Origin of the sequence: Rhodoferax sp. BAB1 (assembly GCF_013334205.1) — a bacterium.
Lineage (GTDB): Bacteria > Pseudomonadota > Gammaproteobacteria > Burkholderiales > Burkholderiaceae_C > Hylemonella.
On the sequence record NZ_CP054424.1, the window covers coordinates 3,519,542 to 3,539,584 of the forward strand.

Sequence of the window (20,043 nt, forward strand, 5' to 3'; positions counted from 1 at the left end):
TTCAGGGCGAGGCGCCGAACACGGCCGACCACAGCGCCAGCACGGCGGCGCACTCCCGGGCCATGACGCCGGTTTCGACCTGGGTCGGTTCCTCGTTCAGGCGCGCGCGGTGCTGCACACGACGCAGTTCGCGGTAGGCGTCGGAGGCCGCGCTGCCGACCCCGGGGGACAGCAGGCCGGCCGCTTCAGCGGCGCGCAGCAGGGCGATGTTGCCGACATTGGCGACCAGCTCGGGGTGGTCGGCCGACGCTGACAGCACCAGGTACTGCACGGCGAATTCGGCGTCGACCATGCCGCCCGGGCTGTGCTTGACGTCGAACTGCTCGCTGCGCACCGGATGCGCCTGCCGCACCTTGTCGCGCATGGCGACGATCTCCTGGCGCAAGGCCTGCGCGTCACGCGGCGCGGAGATCACGGCCTGGCGCACGGCATCGAAGCGCTGCTGCAGATCGGCGCTGCCGAGCACGAAACGCGCACGTGTCATGGCCTGGTGTTCCCAGGTCCAGGCGGTGTTGCTGCCGCGCTGCTGCTGGTAGTTGGCGTAGGCCTCGAAGGTGGTGATCAGCAGGCCGGAACTGCCATTGGGGCGCAGCGCGGTGTCGATCTCGTAGAGATCGCCTTCGCTGGTCTTGACGGTCAGCCAGTTGATCAGCTTGCGCACCAGCAGGGCATAGACCTCGGGGGCGTCCTCGTGCTCGTCCTCGTAGACGAAGACGATGTCCAGGTCGCTGCCGTAGCCCAGTTCCTTGCCGCCCAGCTTGCCGTAGCCGATGATGGCGAACTGCGGTTCCTCGCGGTGCTTTTTCTTCAGACGGGTCCAGCACCAGCGTGTGGTGATGCGCAGCACGGCGTCGGCCAGGGCCGATAGGTCGTCGGCCACCTGCTCCACGGTCAGCACGCTCTCGACATCGCGCGCCAAGGTGCGGAACACCTCGGCATGGTGGGCGCGGCGCAGCAGGTTGAGCAGCGATTCCTCATCGTCGTCGCCTGCGGCTGCCAGGGCCTTCTGACGTGCGTCGAGTTCGGCTTCGAAGGCGGCCGGGTCGAAGCGCTCGTCCATCATGGTGCGGCTGGCCAGCTCGTCGATCACACCCGGGTGCTGCAGCAGGTAGCGCGCCGGCCAGCGCGCCGCGCCCAGCAGGCGGAGCAGGCGCTCGTGCACGGCGGGGCGTTCCAGCAGCATGGCCAGGTAGCTCTCGCGCCGCAGCAGCGGCTCCATCCAGTCCACCAGGCGGCTGGCCGCCTCGTCGCTGGCGCGACCCTCGCGCAGCCAGTCGGCCGTGCGCGCCACCAGCCGGATCAGGCGGGCGCGGGATTCCTCCTTGAGCGCCAGCACCCGCGGGTGCTGACGCCAGGCGCTCAGGCGGGCGCCGAATTGCGGCGGCAGCTGTTCCAGCAGGGCGTCGAAATCCGGAGTGGCGGGGGCACCGTTGCCGCTCTTGCCATTGCCGTTGTTGCAGCCCTTGCATTCCTTCTGGCCGCCGAGCAGGATGTCGAACTCCTGCGCCACGACTTCCCGGTGGGCGTCGAGCTGGGTCAGGAAACGGCAGATGTCGGGGTAGCCCATGCTGCGGGCGATCCAGTCCAGGTCTTCGTCGCGTGTGGGCAGCACATGGGTCTGCTGGTCGTCCAGGTACTGGATGCGGTGCTCGACGCGGCGCAGGAATTCATAGGCCTGGGCCAGCGCCTCGGCCGTGGCGGCCGGCATGAGGCCGGCCTTGACCAGGCGCTTCAGGGCATCCAGCGTGGGGCGTGTGCGCAGTTCGGGGAACTGGCCGCCGCGCACCACCTGCAGCAGCTGCACGGTGAATTCGATCTCACGGATGCCGCCGCGCGAGAGCTTGACGTCGTTGCTGCGCTCGGGGTGGCCGGCACTGCGCTTGGCCGCGTGCTCGCGGATCTGCCGGTGCAGCACGCGCAGCGAATCGAAGACGTTGTAGTCCAGATAACGGCGGAACACGAAAGGGACGACGAGGTTGCGCAGCTGCATGACCGAGCCATCCTGCAACTGGCGCTTGGGCGCCACGATGCGGCTCTTGAGCCAGGCGAAACGCTCCCACTCGCGCCCCTGCACGTGGAAATACTCTTCCAGTGCCCCCAGCGAGACGGCCGGCGGTCCCGAGTTGCCATTGGGCCGCAGCGCCAGGTCGACACGGAACACGAAACCGTGTTCGGTGGTGTCGCCCAGCAGGTTGTAGATGGCGCGCACCGCCTTGGCGAAGTATTCGTGGTTGGAGATGCGGTTGCGGCCCTCACTGTTGCCCGCGGTGTCGCCGTCCTGGTCGTAGACATAGATCAGGTCGATGTCGCTGGAGACATTGAGTTCGCGGGCGCCGAGCTTGCCCATGCCCACCACCCAGAACAGCGCGCGCGTGCTGGCCGGCGTCAGGGGCATGCCATGGCTCTCGTCCAGGGTCTGCATGACCTCGGTGCAGGCGACGTCGAGCGCAAACTCGGCCAGTTCCGTCATGCTGGCGGTGACGTCGTGCAAGGGGGCCTGCTGTTCGCAGTCGAGCACGACCAGGCGCTCCATGACCAGCTGGCGGACGACACGCAGGGCCGCCGCGCAGTCGGTCCCGCTGCTGCGCAGGGTGGCATACAGCTGCTGGAGTGCCTGCGGACCGGGCCGCCCGGGGGGCAGTTGCGGCAACAGGTCGGCGTGACGGCGCCGTATGCGCTGGACGAAACGGGAATGGTCGGCGGGGACGGCGGCTGTCGCCGGTGCGGTGGCCGCGTCCGGCATCAGGCTGCAGGCATCGTTGCGGGTCATAATTCCTGTCGAGTTCTCGATCTGCAAAATGGTTACCCTGCCGCTCCGCCCGTCCCTGCCGCTCAAAGTCCTGACGATTTCGACGCGCGCTCTGCTGTGGCTGATTCTTTTGGCCTGGCTGGTTTTCGGCGCCGCCTGGGCGACGCTGCACTTGGTCATTGTGCCGCGAATCGGCGAGCTGCGCCCGGAACTGGAAACCCGGGCCAGCCAGGCCCTGGGGGTGCCGGTGCGCATCGGGGCCATCGTGGCGCATGACAACAGCCTGTTCCCCTCTTTCGAGCTGAGCGATGTGCAACTGCTGGATCCCGATGGCCGTGCGGCACTGCAGCTGCCGCGTGTGCGGGTCACACTCTCGCCGCGCTCGCTCTGGAACCTGGGCTTCGAACAACTCACCATCGAGAGTCCCGAGCTGGACGTGCGACGCGCGAAGGACGGCCGCATCTTTGTGGCCGGGATCGAGCTGCCGCAGGGCCAGGACAGCGATGGCAGCGCGGCCGACTGGGTGTTTTCGCAGACCGAATGGCTGATCCGCGGCGGTCGCGTCCAGTGGCACGACGAACTGCGCGATGCGCCGCCCTTGTTGCTGCAGGAGGTCGATCTGCGCTTGCAAAACGGCGCGCGCCTGCATGAGCTCCGGCTGGACGCCACGCCGCCCGTGGAGCTGGGTGCCCGCTTCAGCCTGCGCGGGCGCTTCCGCCAGCCCCTGCTCTTTACCAGCGCCGGTGATTGGCGACGCTGGCAGGGCCAGCTCTACGCCGTGTTCGAGCGCGTGGACATGGCCCAGCTGCGCCGCCATGTCCCGCTGCAACTGGAGATGGCCGGCGGCAGCGGTGCCCTGCGTGCCTGGGTCGACGTGGACCAGGGGCGCGTCACGGGCGCCATCGCCGACGTGGCGCTGCTGCAGCTGGGTCTCAAGCTGGGTCCCGAGCTGCCTGCCCTGGACCTGGCCCGTCTCAGCGGCCGGCTGGGGGGAAGCGTCCGGGACGCCGGCTACGAGGTCTACACCCAGGGTCTGAAGTTCGACACCACGGATGGGCTGTCCTGGCCGGGAGGCGACCTGCGTATCAGCCTGGACGAGCCGCTCGAGGGCGTGCTGGCGCGTGGCGAGATCCGCCTCAACGGCATCGACCTGGCCACCGTGGCCCAGCTGGCCCAGCGCCTGCCGCTGGAGCAGCGCGTGCACCGGGCTTTGCAGCTCTACGCGCCCAAGGGCCGGGTCGAGCAGTTGCTGGCGCGCTGGCAGGGACCCTGGGCCGCGCCGGAGCGTTTCGATGCCCGCGGCCGCCTGACCCAGTTGGAGGTCGCCTCGCGCCCGCAACTGCAGCCGCTGGCCGAAGGCGAGCCGCCAGCGGGGAGCGTCGGGTCGCCCGGGGTGCGCGGCCTGACGGTCGAGTTCGACCTGACCCAGGACGGCGGCCGTGCCAGTGTGCTCGTGCAGCAGGGTCATCTGGAATTGCCCGGCATCTTCGAGCAGCCACGCATCGCCCTGGACCAGCTCGCCGCCGAACTGCAGTGGCGGCTGCAGGGCGGTCTGACCAGCCTGCAGATCAACAACGCACGTTTTGCCAATGCCGAGGCCCAGGGTGAATTCCAGCTCAAGTGGCAGACCGGAACAGCCCAGGCGCGCCTGCCCGGGGTGCTGGACCTGCAGGGCAGCCTGAGCCGTGCGGAGCTGTCGGCTCTGCACCGCTACCTGCCACAGGCCATCAAGCCTGAGGTGCGCGACTACCTGCGTCTGGCCCTGCCCCAGGGCTGGGCTGGCGGTGCGCGTTTCCGGGTCAAGGGCGATCTCGCCGATTTCCCCTTCCGCCAGCCGGGGCAGGGCGAGTTCCGCATCACGGCCAGCGTGCACGACACGCATTTCGTCTACGTGCCGGCCGGCCTGCAGCCGACCGGGCAGAAGCCGTGGCCGGCGCTGACCGAGTTGCGCGGCGACCTGCTGCTCGACCAAACGAGCCTGCAGTTGCGCAACGTCAGTGCGCGTCTGGACGGCGCATCGCAGTTGCGCATCAGCCAGGGCGAGGCCCGCATCCCGGACATGGGGCGGGATGCACGGGTGCAGACCAGCCTGCAACTCGCGGGCCCGCTGGACGAACTGCTGCGTGGCCTCATCATCGCCTCGCCGCTGGACGCCATGCTGGGGGGGTGCTGGGCAAGGCCCGTGCCCTGGGCAACGCCGACGTGCAACTCAAGCTGGACCTGCCGCTGCAGCAGCTCGAGCGCTCGGCCGTGTCGGGCCAGATCAAGCTGGCCGGCAACGAGCTGCAGCTGGCGCAGGCCCTGCCGCGCCTGACGCGCGCGCGCGGCACGGTGCATTTCAGCGAGCGCGGCTTTGCCCTGGCCGGTGTGCAGGGGCGTTTGCTGGGCGGTGAGGTGCGTGCCGAAGGCGGCACGATGTCCCTGCCGGGCGCCGCGGCCGAGGCCGTGCCCCGGCTGCGGGTGCAGGGAACCTTGACAGCCCAGGGCCTGCGCCAGGAGAGCCGGCTGGCCGGCATGGCCCAGCAGATGAGCGGCAGCACGGCGTACACGGCCGAATTCGGCCTGCGCCAGGGGGTGCCCGAGTTCCAGTTCTCTTCCAGCCTGCAGGGCCTGGCGCTGAACCTGCCGGCGCCGCTGCGCAAGCCGGCCGAGGCGACCTTGCCCCTGCGCTTGCAGGCGGCGCTGATGAGCGCCGAGCCGGGTGGCGATGCCGCGTCCGACGGGCCGCGCCAGGATCTGCTGCGTTTCGACCTGGGCGATCTGGTCGCGCTGCGTTATGTGCGTGAACACGGCAAGGGGGCGGTACAGGTCCTGCGCGGCACCATCGGTGTCGGCCTGCCCGCCGGCGAGAGCCTGCCCATGCCGGACGTCGGCGTGGTGGCCAGCGTGCAGTTCGATGAACTGGACCTAGATGCCTGGCGCAAGGCGACGGCTACCCCCGCTGCGCCCGCGCCAGTGGCGCCCGGCGCTGCCAGCGACCCGCCCGTGCTGACGGTGCTGCGCGATTACCTGCCCACCCACCTGATCGTGCAGGGCGACACCTTGCAGACCGGCGGCCAGACCTTCCACCAGCTGATTGCCGGTGGCACGCGCGAGGACCACACCTGGCGCGTCAATCTGGATGCGCGCGAACTCAGCGGCTACCTGGAGTACCGCATGCCCGTCCAGATCGGCGCCGGCAGTGTCTACGCGCGCCTGGCGCGCCTGGTGCTGGCGCAGGACAATGCCCGCGGGGTCGAGCAGTTGCTGGATAAGCAGCCGGTCGGCATCCCGGCGCTGGACGTGGTGATCGACAGCCTGGAGCTGCGCGGCAAGAATCTGGGGCGGGTCGAGATCGAGGCCGTCAACCGCGGCCTGGCGCGGCGCGATGAGGGCGCGCGCGAATGGCGGCTGAGCCGGCTGCGCATCAGCATGCCCGAGGCCGAGTTCACCGCCAGCGGCAACTGGGCCGTCTACCAGGAGGCCGGCGAGCCGACGGGCCGTGTGACCCTGCCGCGCGCGCCTGCGACGGGCGCGCCGCGGGGCGAACGGCGCCGCACCGTCATGAACTTCAGGATCGACGTGGCCGATGCCGGCGGCCTGCTCAGTCGCCTGGGCATGCCCGGCCTGATCCGTGCCGGCAAGGGCGTCATGGAGGGCCAGGCCAGCTGGATCGGCTCGCCCATGGGTCTGGACTACCCGAGCCTGGGCGGCAGCTTCAACGTCAACATCGAGCGCGGCCAGTTCCTCAAGGCCGACCCCGGCATCGCCAAGTTGCTGGGGGTGCTCAGCCTGCAATCCCTGCCGCGCCGCCTCACGCTGGACTTCCGCGATGTCTTCACCGAGGGCTTCGCCTTCGACTTCGTGCGCGGCGACGTCCAGGTCGAGCAGGGCATGGCCAGCACCAACAACCTGCAGATGAAGGGCGTGAATGCCGCCGTGCTGATGAGCGGCCAGGCCGATCTGGCGCGCGAGACCCAGGACCTGCGGGTCGTGGTCGTGCCCGAGATCAACGCCGGCACGGCCTCCCTGATTGCAACGGTCATCAACCCGGCCGTGGGCCTGGGGACCTTCCTGGCCCAGGTGCTGCTGCGCAAGCCGGCCATTGCCGCGGCCACGCAGGAATTCCGCATCACCGGCAGCTGGGCCGACCCGCAGATGAACAAGGTCGAGGCGCCGGCGGCGCCCGCCAGCCAGCCGCAGGCGAACACGCCATGAAGCTGGCGGCCATCCAGATGGTGTCCGGTGTCGAGCGCGACGCCAACCTGCTGCGCGCGCGTGCGCTGCTCGAGACGGCGGCCAGGCAGGGGGCCGAGCTGGCCGTGCTGCCCGAATACTTCTGCCTGCTGGGCCGCCATGAGGGCGACAAGCTGGCCTTGCGCGAAACCCCGGGCCAGGGACCGATCCAGGACTTTCTGGCGCAAGCCGCGCGCGAGCTGCAGCTGTGGATCGTCGGCGGCACCCTGCCGCTGGACGGAGGGGGCCCGACGGGCGATGAAGCGCCGCGTGCCTACAACAGCACCCTGGTCTATGCCCCCGATGGCGCACAGGCGGCGCATTACGACAAGATCCACCTGTTCCGTTTCGACAATGGGCGCGAGAGTTACGACGAGGCCCGCACCCTGCGGCCCGGGAGCCGGCCGGTCACGTTCGAGTTGCCCTCACGCGACGGCCACCGCTGGCGCGTGGGCCTGAGCGTGTGTTACGACCTGCGTTTCCCCGAGCTGTACCGGGCCTATGCCCAGGCCGGCGCCGAACTGCTGCTGGTGCCCAGTGCCTTCACCCACACCACCGGTCAGGCGCACTGGGAGCTGCTGCTGCGTGCCCGCGCCGTCGAGAACCTGGCTTTTGTGGCCGCAGCGGCGCAGGGCGGTGTGCACGAGAACGGGCGGCGCACCTGGGGGCACTCCATGCTGGTCGATCCCTGGGGGCGGGTGCTGGGCGTCCAGCCGGAGGGCGAGGCCGTGGTGCTGGCCGAGCTTGATGCCGCCCTGCTGCACGCATGCCGCCAGCAGCTGCCGGCCCTGGAGCACCGCGTCCTGTGAGCATGGCCCCCGTCGAATCCCGCAGGGAGCGCTGGCGCGCCCACGGGCGCCGTCGTGTGCTGTGGTCGGCGCTGGCGGCGCTGGTGGTGGCGCTGCTGGTCACGCTGGTGTGGCTGGCCGGCCGTTACGAAGCCAGCCAGGTGCAAAGCCGCCTGGAGCGCGACGCCGCCGATGCGGTGAGCGATATCCGCTCGCGCCTGACGCGCAACCTGCAGAGCCTGCAGGCCCTGCAGTTCGGTGATCCCCAGCCGGCGACCTGGACGACCGAGGCCACCATCCTGCTGCGTGAGCGGCGCGAGCTGCTGCGCATCGAATGGCGCGACAGCCAGCACAAGATCCTGGCGCAGGCCGGCACCCCCTACCGCCCGCCGGTGTTCGACCGGCTCGGTCGCGACAGCGTGCAGTCCGAGGTGAACCAGGCCTGCAATGCGGCGCGGCGCATCAGCGGGCCTGCCTATTCCACAAGTTATTTCGTGCCCATGACCGACGGCCTGGGGCTGGAGGTCATGGAGACCTGCCTGCCACTGGCCAGCGCCGGCGTGGTGATGGGCTACCTGGTGGCCACCTATTCGCTGCAGGACCTGCTGGACGACCTGGCACGCCAGCTCACGCGCAGTCACGAAGTCTCCTTCACCGAAGGCGACGGCACGCGCCTGGCCATCCGGGGCACGGCACGCCGCAGCAGCCGGGTCTTCTCGGCCCAGCAGCTGCTGGACCTGCCCGGCACGACCCTGGTGCTGCGCATGGACAGCTGGCGCGGCGCACCCGAACTGTTCCCCAATGTGCTCACCGCCCTGGTCACGGCCATGTCGATCGCCCTGGTGTCCATCCTGCTGCTGCTGGGCAAGGACATGCGCCGGCGCCTGAAGGCCGAGAGCGACCTGGCCGATGCGCTGGCCTTTCGCAAGGCCATGGAGGACTCGCTGGTCACCGGCCTGCGCGCGCGTGACCTGCAGGGCCGCATCACCTACGTCAACCCGGCCTTCTGCCAGATGGTGGGTTTCAGCGCCGAGGAGCTCATGGGCCAGAGCGACCAGGCGCCCTACTGGCCGCCCGAGCTGGCCGAGGAGTACAAGAAGCGCCAGGAGATCCGGCTGGCCGGCAACGTGCCGCCACGCGAGGGTTTCGAGTCGGTGTTCATGCACAAGGACGGCACGCGTTTTCCGGTGCTTATCATCGAGGCCCCGCTGATCAACGCGCAGAACGTGCAGACCGGCTGGATGAGCGCCTTCCTCGACATCCGCGAGCAGCGACGCGTGGAAGAGCTGTCGCGCGCCAGCCAGGAACGGCTGCAGGCCACGGCCCGCCTGGCCATGGTGGGCGAGATGGCCTCGCTGCTGAGCCACGAACTCAACCAGCCGCTGGCGGCGATGTCCAGTTACGCCACGGGGACCCTCAACCTGCTGCACCAGGGCGCCCACACGCCGGCCGACATCGAGCTGGCGATGCGGCGTATCGCCGAGCAGGCCGAGCGCGCCGGCAAGGTCATCAAGAGCGTGCACGACTTCGTGCGCCGGCGCGACCAGGCGCGCGAAGCGGTCGCGCCGCAGGTCCTGCTCGACGCCATCCTGCCCCTGGTCAACCTGCAGGCGCGCAAGCTCGGTGTGCAGGTGCAGCTGCGCCTGGAGCCTGGCCTGCCACGGGTGCTGTGCGACCGCACCATGGTCGAGCAGGTGCTGCTCAATCTGGCGCGCAACGGCATGCAGGCCATGGACCGGCCCGAGATCCGCCGGCGCCTCTTGCAGCTGGGTGTCAGGCGTTCGCCGGCCGACGCGCGCTGGATCGAGTTTTCCGTCACCGACGTCGGGCCCGGCATCGCCCCCGAGGTGGCGCAGCAGCTGTTCACGCCCTTCTTCACCACCAAGGCCGAAGGCATGGGCCTGGGCCTGAGCCTGTGTCGTACCGTGATCGAGCAGCATGGCGGCACGCTGGCCTTCGAGCCGAACCGGCCCCAGGGCACGGTCTTCAGCTTCACGCTGCCGGCCGGCCTGTCCTGACGGCTGCCTTAACATCACGCCATGCAACCTGTGATCGACGCCTCCGTATACATCGTGGACGATGACGCCAGCGTGCGCGAAGCGCTGGCCTGGCTGCTGCGCTCGCGCCGCCTGGGCAGCCAGGCGTTCGAGAGTGCCGAAGCCTTTCTCGAGATGATCGAGGGCGCGCATCTGCCGCCGCGCCCGGCCTGCCTGCTGCTGGACGTGCGCATGCCCGGCATGAGCGGGCTGGCCCTGTTCGACCGCCTGGCCGAGCGCGGCCTGCACCAGGCCCTGCCGGTGATCTTCCTGACCGGCCATGCCGACGTCCCCACCGCCGTCAATGCCGTCAGGCGTGGCGCATTCGACTTCTGCGAGAAGCCGTTTTCCGACAATGCACTGGTGGACCGTATCGAGCAGGCACTGGTCCAGTCATCCGGCTTTGTGCAGCTGCAGCTGGCGCGTGAGCGGCTGCGCCAGCGCCTGGCCGAACTGACCGACCGCGAGCGTGCCGTGATGCAACTGGTGATCGAGGGCCTGCCCAACAAACGCATTGCCGACCAGCTCGACATCAGCGTGCGCACGGTGGAAGTGCACCGTGCGCGGGTCTTCGACAAGATGGAAGTCAAGTCGGCCGTCGAACTGGCCAACCTCCTGCGCGAAGCCTAGGCGGCTCAGTCCGGCCGTTTCGGCTCGCGCCCCGGCGGCCGGGTCGGGTCCTCGCCACCGGTCTCAGGCGGCGGCAACTCGCCTTTGCTGCGGCCCGAGAACATGGTCCACCACACGATCAGCACCAGCACAAGCAGGGCACCCAGAGCTTCGAGCAAAATCAGCAGCATGAACCGACTCCAACGACTTTATTGTGTTTTCACCCTTCTCATTGTAGGAACGCTGGCCGGTTGCGGCGGTGTGCCGCACTCCGAGCCGGCGCCGGAGTCCGGCGGCCCGTCGATCGCCATCGAGCGCGCCGCGGCGCCGGGGGCGGCCAGTTCCTTTCCCACCCAGCCGGCCAGCAGCCAGGTGTTGCAGCAGGCGCGCAGCCGCTGGATGCCCGTGGCCTGGGCCGAATTGCCCGGCCTGGGCGAGGACCCCCTGGGCGAGGCCTGGTCCGCCTGGGTGCGCAGCTGCGAGCGACCGGGCCCGACGTTTGCCCCCCTGTGCGCCGACGTACGGCGCCTGGGGCAGGGCAGCGACGAGCAGCGCCGCAACTGGATGCTGGAGCGCCTGCAGCCCTACCGGGTCGAGACCTTCCAGAGCGAGCCGGTGGGCCTGCTCACGGGCTATTACGTCCCGGTGGCCGAGGCATCGCGCCTGCCGAGTGCGCGCCACAGCGTGCCCCTGTACGGGCCGCCGGCCCAGTTGCATCTGCGCAAGCCCTGGTACAGCCGCCAGGAGATCGACACCCTGCCTGAAGCCCAGGCGGCGCTGCGCGGGCGCGAGATCGCCTGGCTGGAGCCTCTGGATGCCCTCAACATCCAGATCCAGGGCTCGGGTCGGCTCCGGGTGACCGAGCCCGATGGCCGCCAGCGCATGGTGCGCATCGGCTACGCCGGCACCAACGACCAGCCCTATCGCAGTGTGGGGGGCTGGCTGTTGCAGCGACGCGAGGTGCGCGATGCCTCCTGGCCCTCGATCCGCCAGTGGGCTGCACAAAACCCGGGGCGCGTGCAGGAGCTGCTGTGGAGCAATCCACGTGTGACCTTCTTCCGGGAGCAGGCCTTGCCTGACAGCGAACTGACCGCCGGGCCTGAAGGTGCCCAGGGCGTGCCGCTGACGGCGGGTCGTTCCATTGCCATCGATCCCGGCAGCATTCCCTATGGCACGCCGGTCTGGCTGGCTTCGACCGGTCCGCAGCTGCAGTTGCAGCGCCTGGTCCTCGCGCAGGACACGGGCAGCGCCATCACGGGTGCAGTGCGTGCCGACTACTTCGTGGGTACCGGCCCCGAGGCTTCGCTGATCGCCGGGCGGCTGAAGCAGCCTTTGCGCCTGTGGGTGCTCTGGCCGCGCTGAGAATTTGTGAATAAATCTACTGCGCAGCCCGATCTGAAGTTCAACGCAGGCTGACGCGCACCTGCACGCGCAGCGACTGGCTGCTGCTGCGCGTGTCGCGCCCGCCGCCGACCAGGCCCGCGGCGTTCTGAAGGTTGTCCTGCACGTCCTCGCTGTCGGCCACCGTCGTCCATTCGTCCAGCGGCAACAGCACGGTGCTGCTGGTGCTGGCCTGCGGGGCCAGGGGCTGGCGGCCCTGCGTCGCGGCCAGTTCCAGGTAGACCGTGTCCCCGCCATCCCAGACCGGTGTGGCCGTGAACCCCGTACCTGCCTGCAGCCAGACGGTACCCGGCACGCTCCTGCGCACGCCCCCCAGCGTGACGAGCTGACGCAGGCGCAGGGGCACGCTCAGGCCCAGCACGATGGCCGCCGGCCGGCCGTTGAGCACCAGCACCTGTTGTTGCGCGCTGCCGCTACGGGTGCTGTCGCGACGGCGTGCCTCGATACCGATGTCCACCTCGCTGCGGCCCGGCTGTACGCGGGCCTGGACGTCGGCCGCCACGCGTTCACTGCTGTTGCTGCGCCCATCGTCCTGGCGTACCTCGATCAGCAGGTTGCGCATGGGCAGCGGGGCGACAGGGGCGGTCTGGGCCAACGACAGGGCCGGCAGGCCCAGCAGGGCGAGGATCAGAAGGCGGTGTGGTTTCATCGGGATCTCCGGCGGGCCTTGGCGGCGGGGGCTGGTGGTTTCGGTGCGGGTGCCTGCAGATGGCCCAGCGGCAGCGTCGGGCTGGCCTTGACCTCGCCCAGGGAAAAGCTGGTGTGCAGGTCCTTCACATTGGGCAAGTTGATCAGGCGCTGCAAGGCGAAACGCGAGAAGCTGTCCAGGTCTTGCGCCACCACCTGCAGCTCGAAGGTGCCGGTGCCGCTGATGTAGTGGCAAGCCACCACCTCGGGCAGCGCCCGCACCGCTTCCTCCAGCACGCGTGTGGCGTCGCCCGTGTTGCGTTCGGCGTCCAGGCGCACGAAGGCCAGCACGCCCAGGCCGATCTTGTGGCGGTCGATCTCGGCGTGGTAACCCTTGATGTAACCCTGCTGCTCAAGGGTGCGTACGCGGCGCCAGCAGGGCGCAGGCGACAGGCCCACACGGCTGGCCAGCTCGGCGTTGGTGAGACGCGCGTTGGCTTGCAATTCGCTCAGGATGGCCAGGTCAAACTTGTCGAGTGTTTCCATTGATCTGATTCTTGCGCAAGATCCTTTCAAAAACCAGCATTTAAGTGGCAAAGAAAGCAAAGACCTATCCGGGCGACCGTCATACACTGACCCGCATACAAAAACAGGCCCAGCGCCCGGAGACAAGCCGCCCATGAATGCCCCCCTGCCCGAATCCATCCGACTGGCGCTGGAAACCGTCACCCTGGACGACAAGTACACGCTGGACCATGGCCGCGCCTTCATGAGCGGGGTCCAGGCCCTGGTCAAGTTGCCCATGCTGCAGCGCCTGCGCGACCAGCAGGCTGGCAAGAACACGGCGGGTTTCATCAGCGGCTACCGGGGCTCGCCTCTGGGCAGCTACGACCAGGCCCTGTGGAAGGCCGCGCCGTATCTCAAGGCGCAGAACATCGTGTTCCAGCCCGGTGTCAACGAGGAGCTGGCCGCCACCGCCTTGTGGGGCACGCAGCAGCTGGGTTTTGCGCCGCCGGGCACGAACCGCTTCGACGGCGTGTTCGGTATCTGGTACGGCAAGGGCCCGGGTGTGGACCGGACCTCCGACGTCTTCAAGCACGCCAACAACGCCGGCACCACCCCCTGGGGCGGCGTGATTGCGGTGGCCGGCGACGACCACGTGGCCAAGAGTTCCACGGCGGCGCACCAGAGTGACCACATCTTCAAGGCCTGTGGCCTGCCGGTGTTCTTCCCGGCCTCGGTGCAGGAGATCCTGGACCTGGGCATCCATGCTTTCGCCATGAGCCGCTACGCCGGCGTCTGGGCCGGCATGAAGACCATCCAGGAGATCGTCGAGTCCAGCGCCTCGGCCATGATCGACCCTGAGCGCGTGCAGATCCGGCTGCCGACCGATTTCCAGATGCCGCCGGGCGGCCTGCACATCCGCTGGCCCGATCATGCGCTGGAGCAGGAGGATCGCCTGTTCCACCACAAGTGGTACGCCGCCCTGGCCTACATCCGCGCCAACCGCCTGAACCACAACGTCATCGAAGGCCCGAACGACCGTTTCGGCCTGATCGCCAGCGGCAAGGCCTACAACGACACGCGTCAGGCCCTGCTGGACCTGGGGCTGGACGACGCCACCTGCCGCGCCCTGGGCATACGCCTGCACAAGGTGGCCGTGGTCTGGCCGCTGGAGGCGCAGAGCGCGCGCGACTTCGCCACCGGCCTGCAGGAGATCCTGGTGGTGGAGGAGAAGCGCCAGCTCATCGAGTACCAGCTCAAGGAAGAGCTCTACAACTGGCGCGACGACGTGCGGCCCAACATCCTGGGCAAGTTCAACGAGGGCGACCGCGCCGGGGGCGAATGGTCGCAGGCCAACCCGTCCAGCAACGAGCTGCTGCGTGCCAATGCCGATCTGACGCCGGCCATGATCGCGCGCGCCATCGCCGGGCGCTTGAAGAAGAACGGCTTCCTGCCCTTGGGCAGCGCCATCGCCGCGCGCGTCGACGCGCAGCTGGCGGTGCTGGACGCCAAGGAGCGCACCATGCAGGCCCTGGTGCTGGGCGGCCCGGCCGCCGAGCGCCAGCCCTGGTTCTGCTCGGGCTGTCCGCACAACACCAGCACGCGCGTGCCCGAGGGTTCGCGGGCCATGGCCGGCATCGGCTGCCACTTCATGGCGACCTGGATGGACCGCAGCACCATCGGCTTTACGCAGATGGGCGGCGAGGGCGTGCCCTGGGTGGGTCAGCAGCCCTTCAGCAGCGAGCAGCATGTCTTCGCCAATCTCGGTGACGGCACCTACTTTCACAGCGGCATCCTGGCCATCCGCCAGAGCATCGCGGCCGGCGTGAACATCACCTACAAGATCCTCTACAACGATGCGGTGGCCATGACGGGCGGCCAGCAGGTGGGTGAACGGCCCGAGGGGCATTCGGTCATCCAGATCGCGCAGAGCATGCGGGCCGAGGGCGCGCGCAAGATCACCATCGTGACCGACGAGCCCGAGAAGTACGAGGGCGTGCAGGGCTTGCCTGCCGGCATCGTCATCGAGCACCGCGACGAGCTGGACCGCATCCAGCGCGAGTTCCGCGAGCTCAAGGGCTGCACCGTCATCATCTACGACCAGACCTGTGCCACCGAAAAGCGTCGCCGTCGCAAGCGCGGCACGATGGTGACACCGGCCAAACGCGTGGTCATCAACGAACTGGTCTGCGAGGGCTGCGGTGATTGCGGTGAGCAGAGCAACTGCCTCTCGGTCGAGCCGCTGGAGACCGAGTTCGGTCGCAAGCGCACCATCAACCAGAGTTCGTGCAACCAGGATTTTTCCTGCCTCAAGGGCTTTTGTCCCAGCTTCGTGACCGTGGAAGGCGGGCAGCTGAAAAAGAAGGCCAAGGGGCAGGCGACTTCCCCCTATGAACTGGGCGCCCTGCCCGAGCCGGTCATCCCCGAAGCGGCCACGGCCTATGGCATCGTGGTGGCCGGTGTCGGCGGCACCGGCGTGATCACCATCGGCCAGTTGCTGGGCATGGCCGCGCATATCGAAGGCAAGGGCATCGTCACCCAGGATGCAGCCGGCCTGGCACAAAAGGGTGGCGCGACCTGGAGCCATGTGCTGATTGCCGACACTGCCGAGGAGATCCGCACCACGCGTGTGGGCATGGCGGCGGCCGACCTGATCCTGGGCTGCGACCCCATCGTGACTGCAGCGAAGGAAAGCACGCTGCGCATGCGCGAGGGACGCACGCGCGTGGCCCTCAACAGCCACAGCGCACCGACCGCGGCCTTTGTGAAAAACGCCAACTGGCAGAACCCGTCGGATCGCTGCGTGGCCGACATCACCGTGGCTGTGGGCGCAGGCGGCCTGGGCTTGTTCGACGCCGACGCCGTGGCCACCCGGCTCATGGGGGACTCGATCTATGTGAATCCCATGCTGCTGGGTTACGCCTGGCAAAAAGGCTGGGTCCCGCTGGGCCGCGAGGCTCTGCTGCGTGCCATCGAGCTCAATGCCGTGGCGGTGGAAGCGAACAAGGCGGCCTTCGAATGGGGCCGCCAGGCGGCGCAGGACTGGGCGCGGGTGCAAGCGCTGCTGACGCCGACGCAAACCCTCCAGTTCCAGCCGCGCGAGACCGTCGACAGCCTGGTGGCGCGCCGGGTCGAATTCCTGACCGACTACCAGAACGGGGCTTATGCCGAGACTTATCGTGCCTTCGTGGCCCGGGTGCAGGCCGCCGAAAGCCGGCTGGGCAAGACCGGCCTGAGCGAGGCTGTGGCCCGGTATCTGTTCAAGCTCATGGCCTACAAGGACGAGTACGAGGTGGCGCGTCTGCACAGCGATCCGGCTTTCAAGGCGCGTATCGCCACCATGTTCGAGGGTGAGTACAAGCTCCACTACCACCTGGCGCCACCGCTGCTGGCGAAGAAAAATGCCAGGGGCGAACTGCTCAAGCAGGCTTACGGGCCGGCCATGGGGGTGGCCTTCCGCCTGCTGGCGCGCCTCAAGGGCCTGCGCGGCACGACTTTGGACCCCTTCGGACGGACCGGGGAGCGCCGTAGCGAGCGCGCCCTGATCGCCGAATACCGTGCTTGCATCGAGGAACTGCTGGCCGGTCTGAGCGCGGCCAACCATGCGGCAGCGGTCGAGATCGCGCGCCTGCCCGAGCAGATCCGCGGTTATGGCCACGTCAAGGCCCGGCACCTGGCGGCGGTCCGCCCGCTGTGGGACGAGCGGCTGGCGGCCTGGCGTGCCGCCTTGGCCTGAGGCCCGGCCGGCGGGCTATCCATACCCCGGGGTGGGGACTGAAACAGGCTGGCGGTAGCCCCGTACAATGGGCGGCCGCCTGTTTCGGGGTGCCTTCCGGGCACCACCGCATGCAGGTGTGTTCCGATTTTTGAACCCCTGACGTGGAGTTGCCCGTGTTTATTTCTTCCGCTTTTGCCCAAACCGCCCCCGCTGCTGCTGCCGGCGGTGACCTGTCCTCGTCCCTGATGAGCATGCTGCCCATCGTGCTGATGTTCGTGGTGCTGTACTTCATCATGATCCGTCCGCAGATGAAGAAGCAGAAGGAACACCGTGCCATGGTCGAGGCCCTGGCCAAGGGTGACGAGGTGGTGACGGCTGGCGGTATGCTGGGCCGTGTCAATTCCCTGAACGAGAATTTCATCGGCGTGGAAATTGCTTCTGGTGTCGAGGTGCAACTGCAACGCCAGGCCGTGGTGCAGGTGCTGCCCAAGGGCACGATGAAATAAGAGACCCCTCAGCCTAGCAGACGCGAGCGAACAATGAACCGTTATCCGGTATGGAAGTACGCGATCATCGTGATCGCGCTGCTGGTGGGGGCGATCTACACCGCCCCGAATTTCTTTGGTGAAGCGCCCGCCGTCCAGGTCTCGGCGGCCAAGGCCATCCTCAAGGTGGATCCCGCCACGCAGTCGCGCGTGGAGGCGGCGCTGCAGGAGGCCGGGATCCGGCCCGATGCCATCAGCCTGGAGGCCGGGTCCCTGCGCGTGCGCCTGGACTCCACCGACACCCAGCTCAAGGCCAAGGACGCCATCCAGCGCGCCCTGGTCAGGGATGCGGCCGATCCGGACTACATCGTGGCGCTCAACCTGCTGCCGCGCACGCCGGGCTGGCTGACCTCCCTGCATGCAGCGCCCATGTACCTGGGCCTGGACCTGCGTGGTGGTGTGCACTTCATGCTGCAGGTCGACATGCAGGCGGCCCTGAGCAAGAAAGCCGAATCGCTGGCGGGTGACCTGCGCACCGTCTTGCGTGAGAAGAATGTGCGCCACGGCGGCATCAGCCGCAACGGCCAGGCCATCGAGTTGCGCCTGCGCGACGCGGCCACGCTGGAAGCTGCCCAGCGCGTGCTGCTGGACCAGTTCGCCGATCTGCAGACCACGCAGACGCAGGAAGGCAGCGATTTCAAGCTGAGCGCCACCATCAAGCCCCAGGCCGCGCGCCTGGTGCAGGAGCAGGCGCTCAAGCAAAACATCACCACCCTGCACAACCGCATCAACGAACTCGGCGTGGCCGAGCCGGTGATCCAGCAGCAGGGCCTGGACCGCATCGTGGTGCAGCTGCCTGGCGTGCAGGACACGGCCAAGGCCAAGGACATCCTGGGCCGCACGGCCACGCTGGAAGTGCGCATGGTGGACGAAAGCGTCGAAGGCCGCTCCGCCGAGGCCGGCTCCGGCCCGGTGCCTTTTGGCACCGAGCGTTATCCGGACCGCAACGGCCAGGTGGTGATCGTCAAGAAGCAGGTGGTGCTGACCGGCGACAACCTGACCGACGCCCAGCCCGGCTTCGACAGCCAGACCCAGGAGCCCACTGTCAACCTCTCGCTGGACGCCAAGGGTTCCCGTATCTTCAAGGACGTGACGCGCGAGAACGTCGGCAAGCGCATGGCCATCATCCTGTTCGAAAAGGGCAAGGGCGAGGTGGTGACGGCGCCGGTGATCCGCAGCGAAATCGGCGGTGGCCGTGTGCAGATTTCCGGCCGCATGACGTCCATGGAGGCGGCCGACACGGCGCTGCTGCTGCGCGCCGGTGCCCTGGCCGCACCCATGGAGATCATCGAGGAGCGCACCATCGGCCCCAGCCTGGGGGCAGAGAACATCGACAAGGGTTTTGCCAGCGTGACCTGGGGCTTCCTGGCGGTGGCGGCCTTCATGTGTGTCTATTACATGCTGTTTGGCGTGATCTCCAGCGTGGCGCTGGGCATCAACCTGCTGCTGCTGGTGGCCATCCTGTCCATGCTGCAGGCCACGCTGACCTTGCCAGGCATGGCGGCCATGGCCCTGGTGCTGGGCATGGCCATCGATGCCAATGTGCTGATCAACGAACGGGTGCGGGAGGAATTGCGCAACGGGGCCTCGCCGCAGGCGGCCATCCAGACCGGCTACGACCGTGCCTGGGCCACCATCCTGGATTCCAACGTCACCACCCTGATCGCCGGCCTGGCCCTGCTGGCCTTCGGTTCGGGCCCGGTGCGCGGTTTTGCCGTGGTGCACTGCCTGGGCATCCTGACCAGCATGTTCTCGGCGGTTTTCTTCTCGCGTGGACTGGTGAATTTGTGGTACGGTAGCCGTAAAAAGCTCAAGACCGTCTCGATCGGGACGATCTGGCGCCCCGACGGGCAGGCGTCGGTCAAAGTGGATTGAGGGAAGAACAAGATGGAGTTTTTTAAGATCCGGCGCGACATTCCGTTCATGCGGCATGCGCTGGTGCTCAACATCGTTTCGGTCATCACCTTCCTGGCGGCCGTTTTCTTCCTCTTTTCGCGCGGCCTGCACCTGTCGGTGGAGTTCACCGGCGGCACGCTGATCGAAGTGAGTTATTCGCAGCCGGCCGATCTGGAAGCGGTGCGTGGCGGCATCGCCAAGCTGGGTTACAGCGACGTGCAGGTGCAGAACTTCGGCACCGCACGTGACGTGCTGATCCGCATGCCGGCGGCCAAGGGCGTGAGCTCGGGCCAGCAAAGCGAACAGGTCATGACCACGCTCAAGTCGCTGGACAGCAGCGCCACCCTGCGCCGCAGCGAGTTCGTCGGCCCGCAAGTCGGTGACGAGCTCGCCGTGGACGGGCTGATGGCGCTGGCTTTCGTCGTGGGCGGCATCATGATCTATCTGGCGCTGCGTTTCGAGTGGAAATTTGCGGTGGCGGCCATCATCGCCAACCTGCACGACGTCATCATCATCCTGGGCTTCTTCGCCTTCTTCCAGTGGGAGTTCTCGCTGCCGGTGCTGGCGGCCGTGCTGGCCGTGCTGGGTTATTCGGTCAACGAGTCGGTGGTGATCTTCGACCGCATCCGCGAGAATTTCCGCCGCCTGCGCAAGCTGGACACGGAGGCGATCATCGACAACGCCATCACCTCCACCATCAGCCGCACCATCATCACGCACGGCAGCACCCAGTTGATGGTGCTGTCCATGCTGCTGTTCGGCGGCCCGACGCTGCACTACTTCGCCCTGGCCCTGACCATCGGCATCCTGTTCGGCATCTATTCCTCGGTCTTCGTGGCCGCGGCCATCGCCATGTGGCTGGGTGTCAAGCGCGAAGACCTGATCAAGGGCGGCGCCCCCAGGCGCGGCGAGACGGATCCCGACGACCCGAACGCGGGCGCTGTCGTCTAAAAAG

At 68.2% G+C, this 20,043-nt stretch carries 14 protein-coding genes; 10 read left to right on the forward strand and 4 right to left on the reverse strand.

Features of this window, described 5'->3' with window-relative positions:
- Window position 1 precedes the first annotated feature (1 nt).
- Entirely contained in the window at window positions 2-2,770 is a 2,769-nt protein-coding gene (glnE, locus tag HTY51_RS17075; protein WP_174253851.1) for a bifunctional [glutamate--ammonia ligase]-adenylyl-L-tyrosine phosphorylase/[glutamate--ammonia-ligase] adenylyltransferase, read from the reverse strand.
- Window positions 2,771-2,798: 28 nt separating this feature from the next.
- Between glnE and HTY51_RS18700 the strand changes: the two genes are divergently transcribed.
- The 5 genes from HTY51_RS18700 to HTY51_RS17095 are packed head-to-tail and all read left to right on the forward strand — an operon-like array spanning window position 2,799 to window position 10,418.
- The gene (locus HTY51_RS18700; protein ID WP_371733843.1) at window positions 2,799-5,063 is read left to right on the forward strand and encodes a YhdP family protein; all 2,265 of its coding nucleotides are present in this window, start codon (window positions 2,799-2,801) and stop codon (window positions 5,061-5,063) included.
- Window positions 4,952-6,946: a YhdP family protein gene (locus HTY51_RS18860; RefSeq protein WP_371733875.1), complete on the forward strand. Its 1,995-nt coding sequence runs from the start codon at window positions 4,952-4,954 to the stop codon at window positions 6,944-6,946. Before HTY51_RS18700 ends, HTY51_RS18860 begins: the two co-directional genes overlap by 112 nt.
- A complete protein-coding gene (locus tag HTY51_RS17085; protein WP_174253852.1) occupies window positions 6,943-7,773 on the forward strand; it encodes a carbon-nitrogen hydrolase family protein in 831 nt (276 codons plus the stop codon). Before HTY51_RS18860 ends, HTY51_RS17085 begins: the two co-directional genes overlap by 4 nt.
- Window positions 7,774-7,775: 2 nt before the next feature.
- Window positions 7,776-9,770 carry a nitrogen regulation protein NR(II) gene (locus tag HTY51_RS17090; protein ID WP_254606921.1) on the forward strand — a complete coding sequence of 665 codons (1,995 nt, stop codon included), beginning with the start codon at window positions 7,776-7,778 and terminating at the stop codon, window positions 9,768-9,770.
- A gap of 21 nt (window positions 9,771-9,791) precedes the next feature.
- Entirely contained in the window at window positions 9,792-10,418 is a 627-nt protein-coding gene (locus HTY51_RS17095) for a response regulator transcription factor (RefSeq protein WP_174253854.1), read from the forward strand.
- Between the two features lie 5 nt (window positions 10,419-10,423).
- Here HTY51_RS17095 and HTY51_RS17100 read toward each other — a convergent pair whose 3' ends face one another.
- Window positions 10,424-10,588, reverse strand: a complete 165-nt coding sequence (locus HTY51_RS17100) for a hypothetical protein (RefSeq protein WP_174250814.1) — start codon at window positions 10,586-10,588, stop codon at window positions 10,424-10,426.
- Here HTY51_RS17100 and HTY51_RS17105 point away from each other — a divergent pair.
- Complete coding sequence (locus HTY51_RS17105) at window positions 10,521-11,759, forward strand: murein transglycosylase A (protein ID WP_174253855.1); 1,239 nt, start codon at window positions 10,521-10,523, stop codon at window positions 11,757-11,759. The two genes, HTY51_RS17100 and HTY51_RS17105, sit on opposite strands and share 68 nt — an antisense overlap.
- A gap of 40 nt (window positions 11,760-11,799) precedes the next feature.
- Here HTY51_RS17105 and HTY51_RS17110 read toward each other — a convergent pair whose 3' ends face one another.
- Both HTY51_RS17110 and HTY51_RS17115 read right to left on the reverse strand, forming a co-directional pair.
- The gene (locus HTY51_RS17110; protein ID WP_174253856.1) at window positions 11,800-12,447 is read right to left on the reverse strand and encodes a hypothetical protein; all 648 of its coding nucleotides are present in this window, start codon (window positions 12,445-12,447) and stop codon (window positions 11,800-11,802) included.
- The gene (locus HTY51_RS17115) at window positions 12,444-12,971 is read right to left on the reverse strand and encodes an Lrp/AsnC family transcriptional regulator (protein WP_174253857.1); all 528 of its coding nucleotides are present in this window, start codon (window positions 12,969-12,971) and stop codon (window positions 12,444-12,446) included. Before HTY51_RS17115 ends, HTY51_RS17110 begins: the two co-directional genes overlap by 4 nt.
- Window positions 12,972-13,104: 133 nt before the next feature.
- Here HTY51_RS17115 and HTY51_RS17120 point away from each other — a divergent pair, with 133 nt between their 5' ends.
- The 4 genes from HTY51_RS17120 to secF all read left to right on the forward strand — a co-directional run bounded on the left by HTY51_RS17120 (window position 13,105) and on the right by secF (window position 20,039).
- Entirely contained in the window at window positions 13,105-16,665 is a 3,561-nt protein-coding gene (locus HTY51_RS17120) for an indolepyruvate ferredoxin oxidoreductase family protein (protein ID WP_174253858.1), read from the forward strand.
- A gap of 155 nt (window positions 16,666-16,820) precedes the next feature.
- Window positions 16,821-17,153, forward strand: a complete 333-nt coding sequence (gene yajC, locus HTY51_RS17125) for a preprotein translocase subunit YajC (RefSeq protein WP_174253859.1) — start codon at window positions 16,821-16,823, stop codon at window positions 17,151-17,153.
- Window positions 17,154-17,186: 33 nt separating this feature from the next.
- Complete coding sequence (gene secD, locus HTY51_RS17130; RefSeq protein WP_174253860.1) at window positions 17,187-19,067, forward strand: protein translocase subunit SecD; 1,881 nt, start codon at window positions 17,187-17,189, stop codon at window positions 19,065-19,067.
- A gap of 12 nt (window positions 19,068-19,079) precedes the next feature.
- Window positions 19,080-20,039 carry a protein translocase subunit SecF gene (gene secF, locus HTY51_RS17135; protein WP_174253861.1) on the forward strand — a complete coding sequence of 320 codons (960 nt, stop codon included), beginning with the start codon at window positions 19,080-19,082 and terminating at the stop codon, window positions 20,037-20,039.
- Window positions 20,040-20,043: the final 4 nt, after the last annotated feature.